Here is a 16,863-nt window from a genome sequence, read left to right as displayed (position 1 = left end):
TCAGCCCTGGCTTTCGCCCGCCACCATCGCGGCCACCTGCTCGCCGATGGCGAGCGCGCTGGTGAGCCCGGGCGACTCGATGCCGAACAGGTTCACCAGGCCTGGCACGCCATGCGCGGCCGGGCCGTCGATGCGGAAGTCGGGCGCAGTCGCATCAGGACCATGGATCTTGGGCCGCACGCCGCTGTAGCTGGGCGCGAGGGCGTCGTCCGGCAGGTCCGGCCAGTAGCGTCGCACCTCGGCGTAGAAGCCGGCCGCTCGGGCCGGATCGACCCGGTAGTCGATGGCCTCCGGCGCGTCGACATCCAGCCATTGCAGGTCCGGCCCGAACTTGGCCTGGCCGCCCAGATCGAGCGTCAGATGCACGCCCAGCCACGCATCCGCCGGCGCGGGGTAGATGAGGCGGCTGAAGGGCGCGCGGCCAGCGAGCGTGTAGTAGCTGCCCTTGGCGAAATGCTCGCGCGGCACCAGGGCGGGGTCCAGGCCCTCGAAGCGCCGCGCCAGTGCGCAGGCATGCAACGCGGCCGCATTGACCACGATGCCGGCCGCGAGCTCGCTGCCATCCGCGAACCGCACGACGTGATCGCGCCCATCGGCGCCCAGCACCGCGCCCTCCACGCGTGAAGCGAGGGCCACCATGCCGCCGGCCCGCTCCAGATCACCCAGCAGCGCCAGCATGAGGCCATGGCTGTCGACGATGCCGGTCGTGGGCGACGACAGCGCGGCCTGGCAGCGAAGGACGGGCTCCAGGGCCTGCGCCGCCGCGGCGTCGAGCCACTCCACCGGAACGCCATTGGCCACTGCGCGGTCCTGCAGCCGCCGCAGCGCAGCCACCTCGGCGTCATCCTGCGCCACCACCAGCTTGCCGCAGCGGCGATGGTCCACGCCGTGGCTCGCGCACAAGGCGTACAGCAGCGCCTTGCCGCGCACGCACAGCCGCGCCTTGAGCGAACCGGGCGTGTAGTAGAGGCCGGCATGGATCACCTCGCTGTTGCGCGAGCTGACCCCCTGCCCGATGGCGGACTCCGCCTCGGCGACCAGGGTCTCCCGGCCCGCCTGGGCCAGCGCCCGCGCGGTCGCGAGGCCCACCACACCGGCACCGATGACGAGGGCGTCGACGCGGTCCATCAGCCCAGGCTCCGCGGATCGATCGCCAGCAGGCGTTGCACCAGCTCGTGCAAGTGAGCCTTCAGCGGCTCGAAGCCCTCGTGCGGCGCCAGCGTCGCCTCGTCCATGTACAGCTTGCGATTGATCTCCACCTGGATGCTGTGCCGATGCGCGGCCGGTGCGCTGTGCCGGCGCACCAGCTCCACGCCCTTGTACGGGTGGTTGTAGCTCACGCTGTAGCCGAAGCCGCGCAGCCAGTCGCACACCAGCGCCGAGAGGCGCGGGTCTGCCGTGGTGCCATCGCGGTCGCCGATGACGAAGTCCGCATGGACGAGTCCCGGGAACTCAGTGGCATAGGCAGAGGCCACGGCCGGCATCGAATGGCAGTTGAGATGGATGCACCAGCCGTGCCGCGCGTGGGCCTCATCAACGGCAAGGGCTACGGCGTTGTGATACGGGTGCCAGCAGCGCGCGATCCGCTCCTGCACCTCGGCGGCGCTCAGCCAGCGCTGGTAGATGGGCTGGCCGTCGTCGGTGCAGCGCCAGATGAGGCCCTTGCCCAGGCGGACCTTGGCCAGCGCGCGCGGATCGGTGGCCACGGGGCCCTGCCAGGCATCGGCGAGCAGGGACACATCCACCTCGGTCACGTCGCGGTTCACGTCGAGGTAGCTGCGCGGGAACAAGGCCTCGACCCAGGCCGCGCCCAGCGCGGGAGCGAAGTCGTACAGCTTCTCCACGTGCGTGTCCTCGGCGCGCCGCAGCACGGCCGGATCGCAGGCGTGGCCAAAGTCATCGGGGTAGTCGGTGCCGCTGTGCGGCGAATCGAGCACCAGGGCGGTGGTCCCCGCCATCGTTCGGATGGTCTCAGGCATGGATGCATTGTGGCGCAGGCTCAGTCGAGGCGGATGTTGGCGAAGCGGGAGATGCGCCGCATCTTGTCGATCTCCTTGCGCAGGAGGGCACCGAACTCGTCAGGCAGGCTGCCGCTGGGGTACAGGCCCTGCGCCGTGAGCCGGGCGCGCACCGCAGGCTCCTTCAGCGTTTGCGCCACGGCCGCCTGCAGGCGCGCGACGGTGGCCGACGGCGTGCCGGCGGGTGCGACCAGGCCGAACCAGGAAGGATCGTTGTTCGCGAACAGCGCCGCCTCCGCATAGGTGGGCACCTGCGGCAGCACGTCCAGCCGCTGCGACCACGAGACCGCCAGCGCGCGCAGACGGCCGGCCTGGATGTGCGGCAGCGACGACGCGACCTGGTCGAAGTACACCCCGACCTGGCCGCCCAGCAGATCCTGCAGGGCCGGCCCGGCGCCACGATAGGGAATGTGCAGCATGAAGGTGCCGGTGGTGCTCTTGAACAGCTCGGCCCACATGTGGCCGATGGTGCCGTTGCCGGGGGAGGCATAGCTCACGCGGCCCGGGTTGGCCTTGAGGTGGCGCACCAGCTCGCTCACGTTCGTGACCGGCAGCGCGGGGTTGACCACCAGCACGCCGGGGGCCTTGACCAGCTCGGTCACGGGCACGAAATCCTTCAACGGGTCATAGGGCAGCTTCTGGTACACGGCCGGGTTCACGCCGTGCGTGGACAGCGTGGCCACGCCCAGCGTAGTGCCGTCCGCCGCCGCACGCGCCACCTCGGCCATGCCCAGCGAGCCGCCGGCCCCGGCGCGGTTCTCCACCACCACCGGCACGCCGAGCTGGCGCGCCAGGCCCTCGGACACGGCCCGCGCCGTGATGTCCGTGGCGCCCCCGGGCGGGAACGGCACCACCAGACGCAAGGGGCGCGCCTGCGCCCAGTTCAGTCCGCTCAGACATGATGCGGCACCGGCCACCAGCCAGCTTCGACGGTCCATGATCGTGCTCCTGTCAGTTGTGAGTGCACGGATTCTGGAAAGTGGAGCGCTCCCGGACAAGCGAAGGATGGGCGTTATTTCATTCCATTCGCTCATGTTTGCTACCATGCCCCCATGCGCCGCCTGCACCCGCCCACGCACCTGCTGCTGGCCTTCTGCACCACCGCCCGGCACGGCAGCATCTCCCGCGCGGCGGAGGCCCTGCACCTCACGCAGAGCGCCGTGAGCAAGCAGGTGCAGGAACTGGAGCGCTGGGTCGGCGCCCCCCTGTTCGAGCGCGTGCGCAAGCGCCTCGTGGTCACGCCCGCCGGACAGCGGTACGAGCAGGCCCTACGCCCCCTGCTGGCCCAGATCGAGAGCGCGACGCTGGAGGTCATGACCAGTGGCGACGGCGGCGGCGCGCTGCACCTGTCGAGCCTGCCGACCTTCGGCGCCAAGTGGCTGATCCCGCGGCTGCCGGGCTTCCAGCGGGAGCACCCGCAGATCGCCCTGCACTTCGTGCCCTACGTGCAGGGTTACGACTTCCACCGCAGCGACCTGGACTGCTCCATCCTCTTCGGCGATGGTCACTGGCCGGGTGCCACGGCGGAGTACATCACCGGCCGCGAGGTGGTGCTCATCGCACCGCCGGCGCCCCGCAGCCGCCCGCTGCTGCGCAAGCCGGCCGACGTGGCGCGCTTCCCCCTGCTGCACCACACCACGGTGCCGCAGGCGTGGCCGCGCTGGTGCGCGGCCCACGGCGTGCAGAACATCAATGCCCTGGCCGGCCCGCAACTCGACCAGTTCCATGGGGTGATCCGTGCCGTTGCCGCCGGCATGGGCCTGGCCCTGGTGCCGAAGTGCCTGGTGCGGGACGACATCGCCACCGGCATGGTGAGCGCGCCGCTGGACGATGGGTATCAGGACGAGGCGGGCTACTGGCTGTGCCATCCGCCGGGGCGGGCGCATGCCGCGCCGCTGGCGCGGTTCAGGGAGTGGTTGCTGCGGGAAGCGGCGGCCGGCTGACCTGCCGCGGGTGAGTGGGGGGCTGCGCTGAGGCGCTGCATGCCTCCTCAGTGGAACGACTCCTTAATAACACATTACATCTACTCAACGAATAGAGTAACTCCTATAAGTTAACTTTTTTCGACTCATGATGAACTAGCTCTTATACTTAGGGCCACAAATCAGGGTTCGCATCGTAACCACCCGATTTGGCACAAGAGGGTTCACGTGCATTCCGACCTGGCATTGAAGATGATCTCGGACCTGTTCGGCACCGGCTTCATCGTCTGCGTGCCCATCCTGGGCCTCACCATGGCGGTCGGGCTCGTGATCAGTCTGTTCCAGGCCGTCACGCAGGTTCAGGAGATGTCCCTGACCTTCGTCCCCAAGCTGCTGGCGGCAGGCATTGTGCTCGTGACCTGCGGCCCCTGGATGCTGCGCACCCTCGGACAGTTCACCACGCGCTTGTGGACGAGCATTCCCTCGCTGGTCTGACTGCGGCGCGCCCCAATGACCGAACACGACGCGTTCGCTGCCCTGGGGCGTGTGCTCACCGGGGCCCCCTGGCCTGAGAGTCTGCTGCAGGCGTACTTCCTGCTGACGATCCGCGTCACCACGGTACTGGCCATGACACCGGTGCTGCAAGCGATCCCCATGCCGCTGCAGGCGCGTGTGTTCGTCATCCTGGGGCTGTCCGCCGCTATCGCGGCCGGACTTCCGATGCAGCCGGTCGCGCCTGCCGGCGCCGGCGCGTTCGTGGCCGCAGCCTGCACCGAGGTCGCGCTGGGCGCCACCCTCGCGCTCGGGGTCCTCCTGGCGTTCGCGGCGTTCTCGTTCGCCGGCAACCTGCTGGACGTGCAGATCGGCTTCGGCATGGCCCAGGTGTTCGACCCTGCGCAGGGCCGGCCCTCGCCCGTGCTGGCGTCCACGTTCAGTCTGGCCGGCGTGCTCGTCTTCTTCCTGGTGGAAGGGCATCACGCCCTGCTGCGCGGCATCGCCTTCAGCCTGGAGCAGTTTCCCGCCGGCGCCGCGTGGCCGCTGGCGACGGCTGCGGATGGCGTGCTGCGCCAGGCGGGCGGCGTGTTCACGCTTGGCTTCGCGCTTGCGGCGCCGGTGGTGTTCTGCCTCCTGCTGACCGAACTCGCCCTGGGCGTCGTCGCGCGCAACCTTCCACAGGTGAACATGTTCGTGCTCGGACTTCCCATCAAGGTGATGGTGGGCCTGGCGGCCCTGACGATCTGGGCCGTCGGCATGGGGCCTGCCATGCAGCGCGTCTACGGCAGCATCTACACCACCTGGAGTGCCCTGTTCCCGGCGCCCGCGGCGCCAGCGCCTCCCGGAGTTCGACGCTGATGGCCGAGGAGGAATTCGACCGCAGCGAGGAGGCCACCCCGTACAAGCTGCAGAAGGCGCGCGAGAAGGGCCAGGTGGCCAGGAGCGCCGATGTCGTCGGGGCGCTGGTCTTCACGGTCGCCGTCTGCTGGGTGCTGTGGCGGGGCCTGGCCGCAGCGCACGCGCAGTTCCGGCTCGATCACGCCCTGATCGGCTTCGCGGCACGGGCCCATCTGGACGGCCCCGGCTGGATCCGCCTCCTCACGGCCATCCTGAAGGACACCCTGTCCCTGCTCGGGCCGCTCTTCGGCGCCCTGATGCTCGCCGCCATCGTCGCCAACATCGCGCAGACCGGCCCGCTGATCTCGTTCACGCCCCTGAAGGCGGACTTCAACCGCGTCAACCCGGTCGCCGGCCTCAAGCGCATCTTTTCCGGACGGACCCTCTTCGAGCTGCTGCGATCCTGCATCAAGCTCGTGGTGCTGCTGACAGCGGCCCTGCTGGCCCTGCGCGAGTTGGCGCCGCAGTTCCACCAGCTGGCCGCGCTGCCACCGGCCGGATTCCTGCGGATGCTGGTGCAGGACATGGCCGCCCTCGGGATCACCATGGCGGTGGCACTCGCGCTGATCGCGGCCATCGACCTGCTCTACACCCGTCACGAGTTCGCCCGGCGCATGCGCATGAGCCGCCGCGAACTGAAGGACGAGATCCGCAACCGCGAAGGCGATCCGCGCATCCGCGCGCGGCTGCGGGAACTGCGCAACGAGCTCCGCAAGCGCACGCAGGCCGCCAGCCGCACGCGGGACGCCGACGTCCTGCTCACCAATCCGACCCACGTGGCCGTGGCGCTGAAGTATGTGCACGGACAGATGGAGTCGCCCCTGGTGCTGGCCAAGGGCGCCGGCCACGTGGCGGCCGCGATGCGCGAGATGGCCGCCCGGCACAACGTGCCCATCGTTCGCAGCCCGATGCTGGCACGCCGCATCCACGATGAACTCGACGTCGACCACTCCATTCCGCCGGCGATGTTCGCCGATGTCGCGCGCATCATCGTCTGGGTGTTCGCCATGCGCGAGCGCCGCCGCGTCCAGGGAGCGGGCGCATGACCTTCCTCGAGCGCTTCTTCGGGCGCCACAGCGACGTCGCCATGGTGCTTCTCGTGCTCGGCGTGCTGGTCGTGCTGTTCGCGCCCATCCCGAGCGGCCTGCTGGACTTCCTGATCCTGGTGAACTTCAGCTTCGCGCTGCTGATCCTGCTGCTCACGTTCTACATGCTGAGGCCGGTGGAGTTCTCCACCTTTCCCTCGCTGCTGCTGATCGCCACCCTCTTCCGGCTCTCGCTCAACGTGGCGGCCACGCGCCTGATCCTCGCGGATGGCGATGCCGGCCGCGTCATCGGTGCCGTGGGTGCCTACGTGGTCGGTGGCAACTACGTGATCGGCCTCATCGTGTTCCTGATCCTGGTCGTCGTCCAGTATGTGGTGGTGACCAGCGGCGCCCAGCGCGTCTCCGAGGTCGCCGCGCGGTTCACGCTCGACAGCATGCCCGGTCAGCAGATGAGCATCGACGCCGACCTCAACATGGGTTTCATCGACCAGGCCGAGGCGCAGCGGCGCCGCAAGAACATCGAGCGCGAGGCGGCCTTTTATGGCGCCATGGACGGTGCCAGCAAGTTCGTGAAGGGCGACGCCATCGCAGGCATCCTCATCCTGCTGATCAACATCGTCGGCGGCCTGGTCATCGGCGTCATGCAGCACAAGATGCCCTGGGGACAGGCGCTGGAGACCTACACCCTGCTCACCATTGGCGACGGCATCGTCACGCAGGTGCCTGCACTCGTGATCGCGGTGGGCACCGGCATCATCGTGACGCGCTCGGCCTCCGACGGCAACTTCAGCCGCGAGGCGCTGCGGCAGATCACGTCATTCCCGAAGACGCTGATGCTGGTCGCGATGGCGCTCGGCGTCCTGCTGCTGCTGCCGGGCATTCCGGTGTTCCCCGCGCTCATCGTCATCGCCATCGTCGGCCTGATCGCCTGGCTCGCGTGGCGCGCGGCAGCCACGCCGCCGGACGCGGCGACGGCGGGCGACGCCGACGGCCCGGCATCGGAGGACGGCGCGGATGATCCCTACGCGCTGCTGCCGGTGGAGCCGATCGAGGTGCATGTCGGCAACGCCTGGATCGCCCTCGTGAACGATGCCAAGAGCCCGGTCGTTCAGCAGATCGCCGCCTTCCGCAAGCGCCACGCCCAGGAATTCGGGCTGGTGTTGCCGCGCGTGCGCTTCCGCGACGATCCCAGGCTCGGCGCGGACCGCTACGAGATCCACCTCGACGGTGTCGTCTGCGCGCGCGGAGAGGCACGCTTCGACCGCCTGCTGGCCATCCATCCCACGGGCGCGACGGATCGCCTGCCCGGGGAGCCCACGCGCGACCCCACCTACGGACTGCCCGCCCTCTGGATCGAGGAATCGCGGCGCGATGAAGCGGTGGCCGGCAACTTCACCCTCGTCAACGCGCCGACGGTGCTGATGACGCACCTCACCGAGACGCTGCGCCGCGAGTCGGCCACGCTGCTCACCCGGGCCGAGACCGACCGCCTGCTGGCACGCGTGCGCAAGAGTCAGCCCAGCCTGGTGGAGGAGCTGATCCCCACCGTGATGAGCGTCTCGGACGTGCAGCGCGTGCTGCAGAACCTGCTGCGCGAGAAGGTCTCGATCCGCCATGTCGAGGCCATCCTCGAGACCCTGGCCGACGCCGGGCGTCAGACGAAGGACGTGAACACCCTGACGGAGCTGGTGCGCCACCGCCTCGGGCCGGCCATCTGCCAGGGTCTGCTCGGCGAATCGGAGGTGCTGCATGTGCTCACGCTCGACCCGATGGTCGAGAGCCAGTTCATGCGCGGCCTGACGCCGCCCTCCGAGGGCGCCGTCCCGCAGCCCTTCGTGATCGAGCCCAGGCTGATGGAGCAGTTCATGCAGAAGCTCACGCAGCAGGCCGAACGGATGATGAAGACCAACCTGCTGCCGGTGCTGCTGTGCTCGCCCGAGCTGCGTCGCCACGTACGCGCCGTCTCCGAGCGGGTGCTGCCGCACCTGCGCGTGCTGTCCATGGCCGAAGTGCCCCACACCGTGGCGCTCAAGTCCTACGCCGTCGTCACCCTCTGAGCCCCAGGAAAAGCCCGCCATGCAGGAAGTTCTCGCCCTCACCCTGCGATCGATGCAGCAAGGCCAGGAGAAGCTGGATCGCATCAGCGCCAATCTCGCCAACGCCACGACACCTGGCTATCGGCGTGACATCGTCGCTGCCCAGCCCGTGGGCGGCGTGGCCTTCCCGGCCCTCGTCGAACAAGCGGCCCACGCCGCGGCAGCCGCTTCGCCAAGGGCGACACCGGCCGGCTTGCGTGTCCACATCGACCTGCGTGCCGGCACGCTGCGCCACACAGGCCAGAAGCTGGACGTCGCCCTGGCGGGGGATGGCTTCCTCGAGGTGCAGACGCCCAGCGGACTCGCCTACACGCGCGCGGGCAGCCTTCAGCTGGACGCCAGAGGCCGGCTCGTCACCGCGCAGGGACACGCAGTCCTGGGCGATGCGGGCGAAATCGTCCTGGCCGATCACGACGTGCAGATCGACATGGCCGGGCGCATCCGGACCGCTGCATCCGCAACGCCGGTTGCGCGGCTGAGGGTCGTGGGCTTCGACGATCTCGCGACGCTGGAACGCGCGGGCGAAGGCCTCTTCGTCTCGTCCGCCAGCCCGGTGACGCTGCGTGAGGACGACATCCAGGTTCGCCAGGGCCACCTGGAGAACGCCAACGTCAGCCCCCTGCACGAGATGGTGCAGCTGATGAAGACGGTACGGCACTTCGAGTCCATGCAGAAGGTGGCACTGGGCTACGACGACATGACCAGCCAGGCCATCCGCAAGCTGGGTGAACTCTCCTGAACACGAGGCACGCATCCATGTCCGACGCACTCCACATCGCCGCCACCGGCATGCAGGCCCAGCAGCTGCAGCTGGAGGCCATTGCCAGCAACATGGCCAACGTGAGCACGCCCGCCTACAAGAAGACGCGCGTCTCCTTCGCCGATCTCGTCGTGCGGGACACCGCCGCCACGGCGGCTTCGCAGGCCCCCGCGCGGGCTGGCGCCGGCGTGAGCGCAGCCGCTATCACGCGGGTCTTCGACGCCGGCGAGATCCGCAAGACGGAGTCCCCGTTCGACGTCGCGATCCAGGGCGAAGGCTTCCTGGAAGTGATGCTGGCCGATGGCGCGCGCGGCTTCACCCGAGGCGGCACGCTCAAGGTCAATGCCGATGGGCAGCTCGCCACAGTCGCCGGTCACCCGCTGAAGCCCGGAGTCCACGTGCCCTCGGGCGCCCAGGATCTGGTCATCCTGGCCGACGGTCGGGTGCAGGTCCGCATGGCGGGCCAGTCCACGCCGATGGAGATCGGCCAGCTCGAGCTGGTGCGGCTTGCCAATCCCCACGCGCTGCGCGTGCAGGGCGATGGCATCTACCGCCACACCGAGGCCGCGGGTGATGGCATGGGCGCCCGCCCCGGCGAGGAAGGCGTGGGCACCCTGGCGCAAGGCTTCCTGGAAGGATCGAACGTGAAGCTGGTCGACGAGATGGTCAGCCTCATGATCGCCCAGCGCAGCTACGAGGCCAGCGTGAAGGTGGTGCAGGCAGCCGACGAGATGATGGGCCTGGTCAACGGGTTGCGCCGATGAAGTCCCGGTACGCCATGTGGCCCCTGCTTCTGGCATTGGGCATGCCGTCGGTCGAGGCGGGCGAACTGGATGGCGGGCTGCTGCTTCGCGTGCGGCTCAAGCCCGTGGCCGAGGCCCGTCAGACACAGGTCACCCTGGACGACCTGGCCAATCTCTACAGCGCGGACCTGAACCTCCTGCGCCGGGCGATGGCCATCCCGATGGGGCGCGCCCCCGAACCGGGCACCACCCTCACCGTTCGCAGCGAGCACATCTGGCGATGGATCGCGCCGCGCCTGGGCGTGGGCAGCGACAATGTGGTCTTCGAGGGGCCGGCATCCGTGGTGGTCGCGGCGCCAGGCATCGCCGTCCATGCGCACGCGCAGCCCTCGAAGCCTCCTGCGACCGAGCCCCGGGCAGTGGTCCGCGGCGACTGGGCCACGCTGACCGCGCAGTCGGGACCGCTCACCCTGGAAAGCCGTGTGGAGGTACTGGAAGACGGTGCGGTCGGCCATCTCGTGCGCGTCCGCCGTCCGAATGCGGGTGACACCATGCAGGCCCGGGTGAGCGGCCCCGGCCGGGTGGAGATGCCGCAATGAGGCGCATCGCCCGCCTGTTCGCTGCGCTGGTCGTCGTCCTCGGCGGCGCTGCCGCGGCCGAGAGTCTGTACCGCGAGAACAGCTTCCGACCGCTCACTGCCGACAGCAAGGCCTTCCGTCCGGGCGACGTGCTCACCGTCCAGGTGTTCGAGAGCGCCACGGCCAGCACCTCCGCCGACACCGACACGCGCAGACGCCATGGCCTCAGCGCGGACCTGTCCCATGCCGGCCGCACCGCGGCGCAGACATCGCTCGGCGTCGGCGGCGAGTTCGCAGGCGGCGGCCGCACGCAGCGCGCCAGCCGCCTGCTTGCGACGCTCACCGTCACGGTGCGCGAAGTGCTGCCGAATGGCGACCTGCAGGTGAGCGGCGAGCAGACCCTGCTTGTGAACCAGGAGCCGCAGAAGGTGACGGTGGACGGGCGCGTGCGACCGCATGACATCTCCGATGCCAACGTCGTGCTCTCCACCCGGCTCGCCGACGCACGGATCTCCTACGTCGGCGAAGGCGACATCTCGCAGCGCCAACGCTCGCCCTGGTGGCGCAGCCTGCTTGACCTGGTGGGGTTCTGACGATGCGAGGCGGACGGACCACCCTCACCACCTTCTGCCTGCTGGCCGCGCTGCTGGGCGGCGCGCCGGAGGCCGCCGCAACGCAGGCGATGCGCGCCAAGGACCTCGGCAAGCTGCAGGGCTGGCGCGAGAACGCGCTGGTCGGCACCGGCATCGTCACCGGCCTCGCGGGCACCGGCGATTCGCCCACCAACCGCACGACGCGGCAGGCGCTGGCGAATGTCATGGCCCAGTTCAACCTGACCGTCCCGTCGGAGCAGGTGCAAAGCCGCAACGTGGCGCTGGTCATGGTGAGCGCGGCGCTGCCGACGTTCGCACGGGAGGGCGACACGCTCGACGTGACCGTCACCTCGATCGGCGATGCCCGCAGCCTGGTGGGGGGCAACCTGCTCCTCACGCCGCTGAAGGGCGCCAATGGCCGCGTCCATGCGCTGGCGCAGGGTGGCCTCTCCGTTGGCGGCTACCGCTACGACGCCAACGGGAACGTGGTGCAGAAGAACCACCCCACGGTGGGGTCGGTGCCGAACGGCGCCACGGTCGAAGTGGGCGTGCAGGCGCAGATGCTGTCGGTCGCGAACCAGCTCACCTTCGTTCTCACCGAGCCGGACTACACCACCGCGAGCCGCCTCGCCGATGCCATCAACCGGCAGATCGCACCCGGCCTGGCGCATGCGCGGGACGCTTCGGGCATCGACATCGCCGTGCCCCCGGACCAGCAGGACCGCCTGGTCGCCTTCGTCGCGCGCATCGAGGCAGTCGCCGTGGAACCCGACCGGCGTGCGCGCGTCGTGATCAACGAGCGAACGGGGACCGTGGTCTCGGGCGGCGACGTCCGCATCTCGAAAGTCGCCATCTCCCACGGCGATCTCAAGGTCTCCGTCACCAACCACACGCGCGTCTCGCAGCCGGCGTTCCTGAGCCGTCCGGGCCCCGGCGTGCGGACCGCGGTGGTGACCGACACCCAGGTCGACGTGAGCGAGGCCAGCGGACCTGCCTTCGTTGCCGCCGAGACCAGCGTCGCGGATCTCGTGCAGTCCCTGGCGCGACTGAAGACCCACACGCGCGACATCATTTCCATTCTCCGCGCGATCAAGGCGGCCGGCGCGTTGCACGCCGAACTCGTCGTGCAATGAGACGAAAGGACAAGGACCATGCTTGAGGGACCCGAAGCCGTCACCCGCCACGCGCTGGCCCTGGCGCTCGACGCCGCAACCCTGCGCTATCAGGTCATCGCCGGCAACATCGCCCACGCAAGCACTGAAGGGTATGCGGCGCGCCAGGCCGACTTCGACACCTACCTGCAGGAGGCACGGCAGGCGCTGCAGGAACGCGGCCGCCTCGACGCGCTGACGGTCCGGGCGCTGGCGGCGGCGAGCGTGCCGGTCGGACTCCGGCAAGGGCCGGACGGCCAGCCCGCCACGGTGCGTCTCGACGAGGAAGTGGCCGACATGGCCCAGAACGCGGTGCACTACCAGGCGCTGGTGCGCGCCCTGTCCCGCCACCTGTCCATCGTCGCCCTGGCCGCCGCAGACGGCAAGCGCTGATCAAGGAACACCCATGGACTATCACCAGGCCTTTGCCATCAGCTCGCGCGGCATGTCGCTGGAGCGCCTGCGCGTCGACGTCGCCGCGCTCAACCTGGCCAATGCCCACACGGTCGCATCGCCGGACGGCGCCGTCTACCGCCCGATGCGGGTCGTTGCCCGCACCTCGTTCGCGCAGGCGCTCGACACGGCCGGCCGGCTTCACCCGGCACCCCTCGATGTGCGGGTCGAGCCGACCCTGCAGGCCCCGCTGCGGGTCCGCGAGCCGGGCCATCCGATGGCCGACGCCAAGGGCTTTGTCGAGTACGCGGGCGTGGATGCGGCCGCCGAGATGATCACCCTGATGAGCGCGATGCGCGCCTACGAGGCCAACGTCGCTGCCATGAGCACGGCGCGCGCCATGAGCCTGAAGGCCCTCGACATCGGAGGCAACGCATGACGATCGAATCCCTGGCCGCCGTGCAGGCGCTCCCGCCTGCCCACTCCGTCGCGACCGCCGAGGGTTTCCTGCCTGCTTCCACGGCATCTGCCGCGAACGCCGGGCCCGGCTTCGCCGATGCGGTGACCCATGGCCTGCAGGAACTCAACCAGCAGCTGATGACTTCGCAGGTGGACCTGCAGCAGCTCGCCGTGGGCAACGTGCAGAACCTCCACCAGGTGATGATCCGGCTGGAGGAAAGCCGAACCGCCTTCCAGCTGGCCATGCAGGTCCGTCAGCGACTCCTGGACGCCTACCAGGACGTCATGAAGATGCAGCTGTAAGGACGTGCCATGAGTGCCTTCTTCCACAGCCTGGGCATCCGCGCACGCTTCGCGCTGCTTGCGGGCGTGACCCTGATCGTGCTGGGCGTCGCGGCCGCCGGATGGTGGCTGCTGAAGCCCGACTATCAGGTGCTGTTCTCCGAACTCAAGCCGCAGGATTCGGCCGTCATGGCCGCCGAGCTCGACAAGCTGAAGATTCCCTACCACGTGGAGGACGGCGGTGCCACGCTGCTGGTGGACCGCGCCCAGGTGCATGCCACGCGCATGAAGCTGATGGGCCGCGAGCTGCCCTTGCACGGCGTGGTCGGCCTGGAGGTGTTCAACAACACCGACTTCGGCATGACCGAGTTCGCGCAGAAGATCAACTACCAGCGGGCGCTGCAGGGCGAGCTGACGCGAACGGTGCTCTCGCTATCCGAGATCCGTGATGTGCGCGTGCACCTGGCCCTGCCGGAGCAGGGCCTGTTCAAGCAGGCTGCGAGCAAGCCCAAGGCCGCCATCACCATCACGCTTCGTGACGGGCAGTCGTTGCGGCCGGAGCAGATCTCCGGCATCCAGCGGCTGGTGGCCTCCGCGACGCCGGGCATGCTGCCCCAGGACGTGACCGTGGTGGACCGCCAGGGCGTGGCGCTCAGCCGGTCGGGCGATGAAGCGCCCGAGAGCCCGTCCGGCGGATCCGCTTCGCGACTGGAGCTGAAGAAGGAGACCGAGGCCCAGCTCGCCCGCAAGGCCATGGCCGTCCTCGAGAAGGCCTTTGGTGCCGGCGAGGCCCTCGCCAGCGTCGACGTGACATTGAACATGGACCACGTGCGCACGACCACCGAGGACGTGCTTCCCGCGGGCAACCGTGCCGGGGAGGGCAGCCGCGGCGTGCTGGTGCGCGAACGGGAGACCGTCCGTGACGCCGGCGCGGCCCCGCTCGACGCGGCGCGCGGCGCTGCCGTTGGCGGCGGGAGCTCACAGCGGGAAGCCGACTACAAGACCGGCCGCCGTGTCGAGCAGGTGGTCAGCGTGGCGGGCGCCATCCGCCGCGTGCAGGTGGTGGCCGTCGTGAAGCGGCCCCTGGATGCCGCGCAGGAAGAGAAGGTGCGGCAGGTGGTCGCGGCCGCCGTGGGGGCCCAGTCCGAGCGGGGTGACACCGTGGTGGTGCAATCGCTGGCCGCCTGGGCACCCGCCGCAGAGGCCACGCGGGGTTTCGCACCGGCTCCATCGCAGGGCAGCGCCCTGGCCGCGCCCTCGCCCGCGCGACAGCCTGCCGTCCCAGCCGCGATGAGCTGGCAGTCGCCTGCTGCCGCGCTCCTCGTGGCGCTGCTGGGTCTCGGCCTGTTCGTGTTCGCTTCGCGCCGAAGGGCGGCCTCCACGAGCCCGCAGGCGCCAGCGCTCTCCGATGCCGAACGCACGGCCGCACTGGCCCGGTTGCAGGACTGGCTGAGCGCCTCACCACCCGCGTCCGCGCCTGACATCGCAACGCGCGAGGGAGGCAGGCCCTGATGGACTTCAGTGCGTTGGCCAGTGCTGGCGGCAGCAGTGAGCGTCAGGCAGCCCTGTTCCTGCACAGCATGACGCCGGATGACCGCCACTGGCTGCTCCAGGCCCTGCCCGCCGGCCAGCGCGACAGGCTGACCGGGCTGCTGAAGGAGCTGCTTGCGCTGCAGATTCCCCCCGATGCCGCGCTCGTTCGCGCCGCGATCGGCCCCGCACGCGCGCCTGCCGCACCGCAGGACGACCGGTCCTTCCTGATGCAGCTGGCGCCTGGCCAGATCGAGGCCCTTGCCGGCTTGCTGCAGCAAGAGCCTGCCAGGCTGGCCGCGCAATGCCTGGTCCTCGACGCATGGCCCTGGCGCGCGGCCTTGCTGGCCCGCCTGCCCGCGCGGCAACGGCAGGCCATCGGCGAGCACCTGCATGGGCCGGACATCGCCCCTGACCCCGACACGATGCTCGCGCGGACCCTGCTGAGCCTGATGCGCAGGCACTGCGAAGCGACGACACTCCAACCGCCAGCCGTCGCCCTCCCCGCCCGGCCCAGGTGGCTGGTCCGGCTATGGAAGGGGCGTTCATGAGCGAGCCACGACGCATCCTGCGCGGCGTGCCGCTGCACGCCGACCCCCGCCGCCTGCTGCGCGAGCCACCGTCCCGCACGGCCGCTGCGCCGACCGGACAGCCACAGGCCCTGCCTGCCATGTCCCCCGACGCGCTGCCGCCTGCGCAGCAGGCGGAGCGCGACGCGGCGTATGCAGAAGGCTACCGTGCCGGCCTGGAGGCGGGCCGCGCGGCGGCGGCCCTTCAGGCGGCGGCGCTCGCACGCGAGGCGACCGAAGGTGCGCAGGCGCATGAGGCCGAGCGGGCCGCGACGCAACAGGCCCTGGCCGAAGTGTCCCGGCTGGAGGACAGGCTGGCGCAGGAGCGTGACCTTCTTGCCGGCCTCATCGGGCGCTGGCCCGCGGAAATGGAGGCCATGCTCGCCGACGCCGAGGACGACCTGGTCGAGATCGCTTTCGAACTCGCCGGCAAGGTGCTGGGTGAGCAGGCAGCCACCCTGGAGGGGCTGCGCGCGCAGTTGCGGATCGCCCTCAAGGCCTGGCACGGCCGGGCGGCACTCGGCATCCACCTGCATCCGCACGATCTCGCCCTGCTGCAGCACGACACTGCCACGCTGGACATGCTGCGCGGCGCCGGCTTCTCGGGACATCGCCACACCTTGCGCTGGGTCGCGGATCCGGCCGTGCAGCTGGGCGGCCTGATGCTGCGCTCCTCCGAGGGCCTGCTCGACGCCCGGCTGGAGGTGCAGCTCGATGCGCTCAAGGCGGTGCTCGTCGCGACACGCAGTGCCCGCAAGCTGGCCCCTCCGGCCCCGCCCCGAAAGGAAGCGGCATGAGGGCCCCGTCCCCCGGCTGGAGGACTACCTGCAGGCCTTGCGGCGGGCAGAAACCTTGCGTCGCGTGGGCTGGGTGCGGCAACTCCAGGGACTGGCGATCGAGACCCAGGGCCCTGACGCGGCGCTCGGCGAGCTGTGCCGGATCCTGCCGCGCGGCGTGGCCGACGCCGAGCACGACGACGCGACCGGAGGCGTGCTGGCCGAGGTGGTGGGCCTGAAGGCCGACCGCCTCACCCTCATGCCCTACGGCCGCCCCGGTGGCATCGCTGTCGGCTCCGAGGTCGTCGCCCTGGGCCGGCGCGCCACCGTCGACGTGGGCCCGCAACTGCTGGGACGGGTGATCGATGGCTTCGGCCGCGCCTGGGATCACCTGCCCGACCCGGTCACGCCCGTGCAGCGGCCCCTGCACGCGCCGCCGGTGAACCCGATGCAGCGCCCTCGCATCGACCGCGTGCTGCAGACCGGCATCCGCTGCATCGACGGGCTGCTGACGCTCGGCCTGGGTCAGCGCGTGGGCATCTTCGCCGGCAGCGG

Annotated in this window: 19 protein-coding genes and 1 pseudogene; 17 read left to right on the top strand and 3 right to left on the bottom strand. The window is 70.2% G+C overall.

Annotated features, from left to right (window positions below):
• The 3 genes from ACE3T5_RS13180 to ACE3T5_RS13170 are packed head-to-tail and all read right to left on the bottom strand — an operon-like array spanning nt 1 to nt 2,956.
• Entirely contained in the window at nt 1–1,128 is a 1,128-nt protein-coding gene (locus ACE3T5_RS13180) for an NAD(P)/FAD-dependent oxidoreductase (protein ID WP_374668359.1), read from the bottom strand.
• Entirely contained in the window at nt 1,128–1,979 is an 852-nt protein-coding gene (locus ACE3T5_RS13175) for an N-formylglutamate amidohydrolase (protein ID WP_374668357.1), read from the bottom strand. The genes ACE3T5_RS13180 and ACE3T5_RS13175 overlap by 1 nt, the downstream gene beginning before the upstream one ends.
• Before the next feature lie 20 nt (nt 1,980–1,999).
• Nucleotides 2,000–2,956 carry a tripartite tricarboxylate transporter substrate binding protein BugE gene (locus ACE3T5_RS13170; RefSeq protein WP_374668355.1) on the bottom strand — a complete coding sequence of 319 codons (957 nt, stop codon included), beginning with the start codon at nt 2,954–2,956 and terminating at the stop codon, nt 2,000–2,002.
• A 114-nt stretch (nt 2,957–3,070) separates the two neighbouring features.
• On the opposite strand from ACE3T5_RS13170, the gene ACE3T5_RS13165 reads away from it, so the two are divergent.
• From ACE3T5_RS13165 to fliI, 17 genes and pseudogenes are all read left to right on the top strand, one after another.
• Nucleotides 3,071–3,961: a LysR substrate-binding domain-containing protein gene (locus ACE3T5_RS13165; protein ID WP_374668353.1), complete on the top strand. Its 891-nt coding sequence runs from the start codon at nt 3,071–3,073 to the stop codon at nt 3,959–3,961.
• Nucleotides 3,962–4,168: 207 nt separating this feature from the next.
• A complete protein-coding gene (locus tag ACE3T5_RS13160) occupies nt 4,169–4,435 on the top strand; it encodes a flagellar biosynthetic protein FliQ (RefSeq protein ID WP_374668351.1) in 267 nt (88 codons plus the stop codon).
• A 15-nt stretch (nt 4,436–4,450) separates the two neighbouring features.
• Nucleotides 4,451–5,293 carry a flagellar biosynthetic protein FliR gene (locus ACE3T5_RS13155; protein ID WP_374668349.1) on the top strand — a complete coding sequence of 281 codons (843 nt, stop codon included), beginning with the start codon at nt 4,451–4,453 and terminating at the stop codon, nt 5,291–5,293.
• Nucleotides 5,293–6,378 (top strand): flagellar biosynthesis protein FlhB, encoded by a 1,086-nt coding sequence (locus ACE3T5_RS13150; protein ID WP_374668347.1) that lies wholly within the window; start codon nt 5,293–5,295, stop codon nt 6,376–6,378. Before ACE3T5_RS13155 ends, ACE3T5_RS13150 begins: the two co-directional genes overlap by 1 nt.
• Nucleotides 6,375–8,435, top strand: a complete 2,061-nt coding sequence (flhA, locus tag ACE3T5_RS13145) for a flagellar biosynthesis protein FlhA (protein ID WP_374668345.1) — start codon at nt 6,375–6,377, stop codon at nt 8,433–8,435. Before ACE3T5_RS13150 ends, flhA begins: the two co-directional genes overlap by 4 nt.
• Before the next feature lie 19 nt (nt 8,436–8,454).
• Nucleotides 8,455–9,213: a flagellar hook-basal body protein gene (locus ACE3T5_RS13140; RefSeq protein ID WP_374668343.1), complete on the top strand. Its 759-nt coding sequence runs from the start codon at nt 8,455–8,457 to the stop codon at nt 9,211–9,213.
• Between the two features lie 17 nt (nt 9,214–9,230).
• A complete protein-coding gene (gene flgG / locus ACE3T5_RS13135) occupies nt 9,231–9,998 on the top strand; it encodes a flagellar basal-body rod protein FlgG (protein WP_374668341.1) in 768 nt (255 codons plus the stop codon).
• 14 nt (nt 9,999–10,012) lie between these two features.
• Nucleotides 10,013–10,576, top strand: a complete 564-nt coding sequence (locus ACE3T5_RS13130) for a flagella basal body P-ring formation protein FlgA (RefSeq protein WP_374668339.1) — start codon at nt 10,013–10,015, stop codon at nt 10,574–10,576.
• On the top strand, nt 10,573–11,148 hold the full coding sequence (locus ACE3T5_RS13125) for a flagellar basal body L-ring protein FlgH (protein ID WP_374668337.1): 576 nt from the start codon (nt 10,573–10,575) through the stop codon (nt 11,146–11,148). The genes ACE3T5_RS13130 and ACE3T5_RS13125 overlap by 4 nt, the downstream gene beginning before the upstream one ends.
• Nucleotides 11,149–11,150: 2 nt before the next feature.
• Nucleotides 11,151–12,281, top strand: coding sequence for a flagellar basal body P-ring protein FlgI (locus tag ACE3T5_RS13120; protein WP_374668335.1), 1,131 nt, complete (start codon nt 11,151–11,153; stop codon nt 12,279–12,281).
• Nucleotides 12,282–12,299: 18 nt separating this feature from the next.
• The gene (locus ACE3T5_RS13115) at nt 12,300–12,692 is read left to right on the top strand and encodes a flagellar basal body rod protein FlgB (protein WP_374668333.1); all 393 of its coding nucleotides are present in this window, start codon (nt 12,300–12,302) and stop codon (nt 12,690–12,692) included.
• A gap of 13 nt (nt 12,693–12,705) precedes the next feature.
• A complete protein-coding gene (gene flgC, locus ACE3T5_RS13110; protein ID WP_374668330.1) occupies nt 12,706–13,131 on the top strand; it encodes a flagellar basal body rod protein FlgC in 426 nt (141 codons plus the stop codon).
• On the top strand, nt 13,128–13,454 hold the full coding sequence (gene fliE / locus ACE3T5_RS13105; protein ID WP_374668328.1) for a flagellar hook-basal body complex protein FliE: 327 nt from the start codon (nt 13,128–13,130) through the stop codon (nt 13,452–13,454). Before flgC ends, fliE begins: the two co-directional genes overlap by 4 nt.
• Before the next feature lie 9 nt (nt 13,455–13,463).
• The gene (gene fliF / locus ACE3T5_RS13100; protein WP_374668326.1) at nt 13,464–14,945 is read left to right on the top strand and encodes a flagellar basal-body MS-ring/collar protein FliF; all 1,482 of its coding nucleotides are present in this window, start codon (nt 13,464–13,466) and stop codon (nt 14,943–14,945) included.
• A complete protein-coding gene (locus ACE3T5_RS13095) occupies nt 14,945–15,514 on the top strand; it encodes a hypothetical protein (RefSeq protein WP_374668324.1) in 570 nt (189 codons plus the stop codon). Before fliF ends, ACE3T5_RS13095 begins: the two co-directional genes overlap by 1 nt.
• A complete protein-coding gene (locus ACE3T5_RS13090) occupies nt 15,511–16,329 on the top strand; it encodes a FliH/SctL family protein (RefSeq protein ID WP_374668322.1) in 819 nt (272 codons plus the stop codon). The genes ACE3T5_RS13095 and ACE3T5_RS13090 overlap by 4 nt, the downstream gene beginning before the upstream one ends.
• A 64-nt stretch (nt 16,330–16,393) precedes the next feature.
• Nucleotides 16,394–16,863 (top strand): annotated as a pseudogene (gene fliI / locus ACE3T5_RS13085) (flagellum-specific ATP synthase FliI); the annotation flags it as partial.

The sequence above is a fragment of the Ramlibacter sp. genome, assembly GCF_041916345.1.
Lineage (GTDB): Bacteria > Pseudomonadota > Gammaproteobacteria > Burkholderiales > Burkholderiaceae_C > Ramlibacter.
This window is presented reverse-complemented; position numbering and strand designations above follow the sequence as displayed.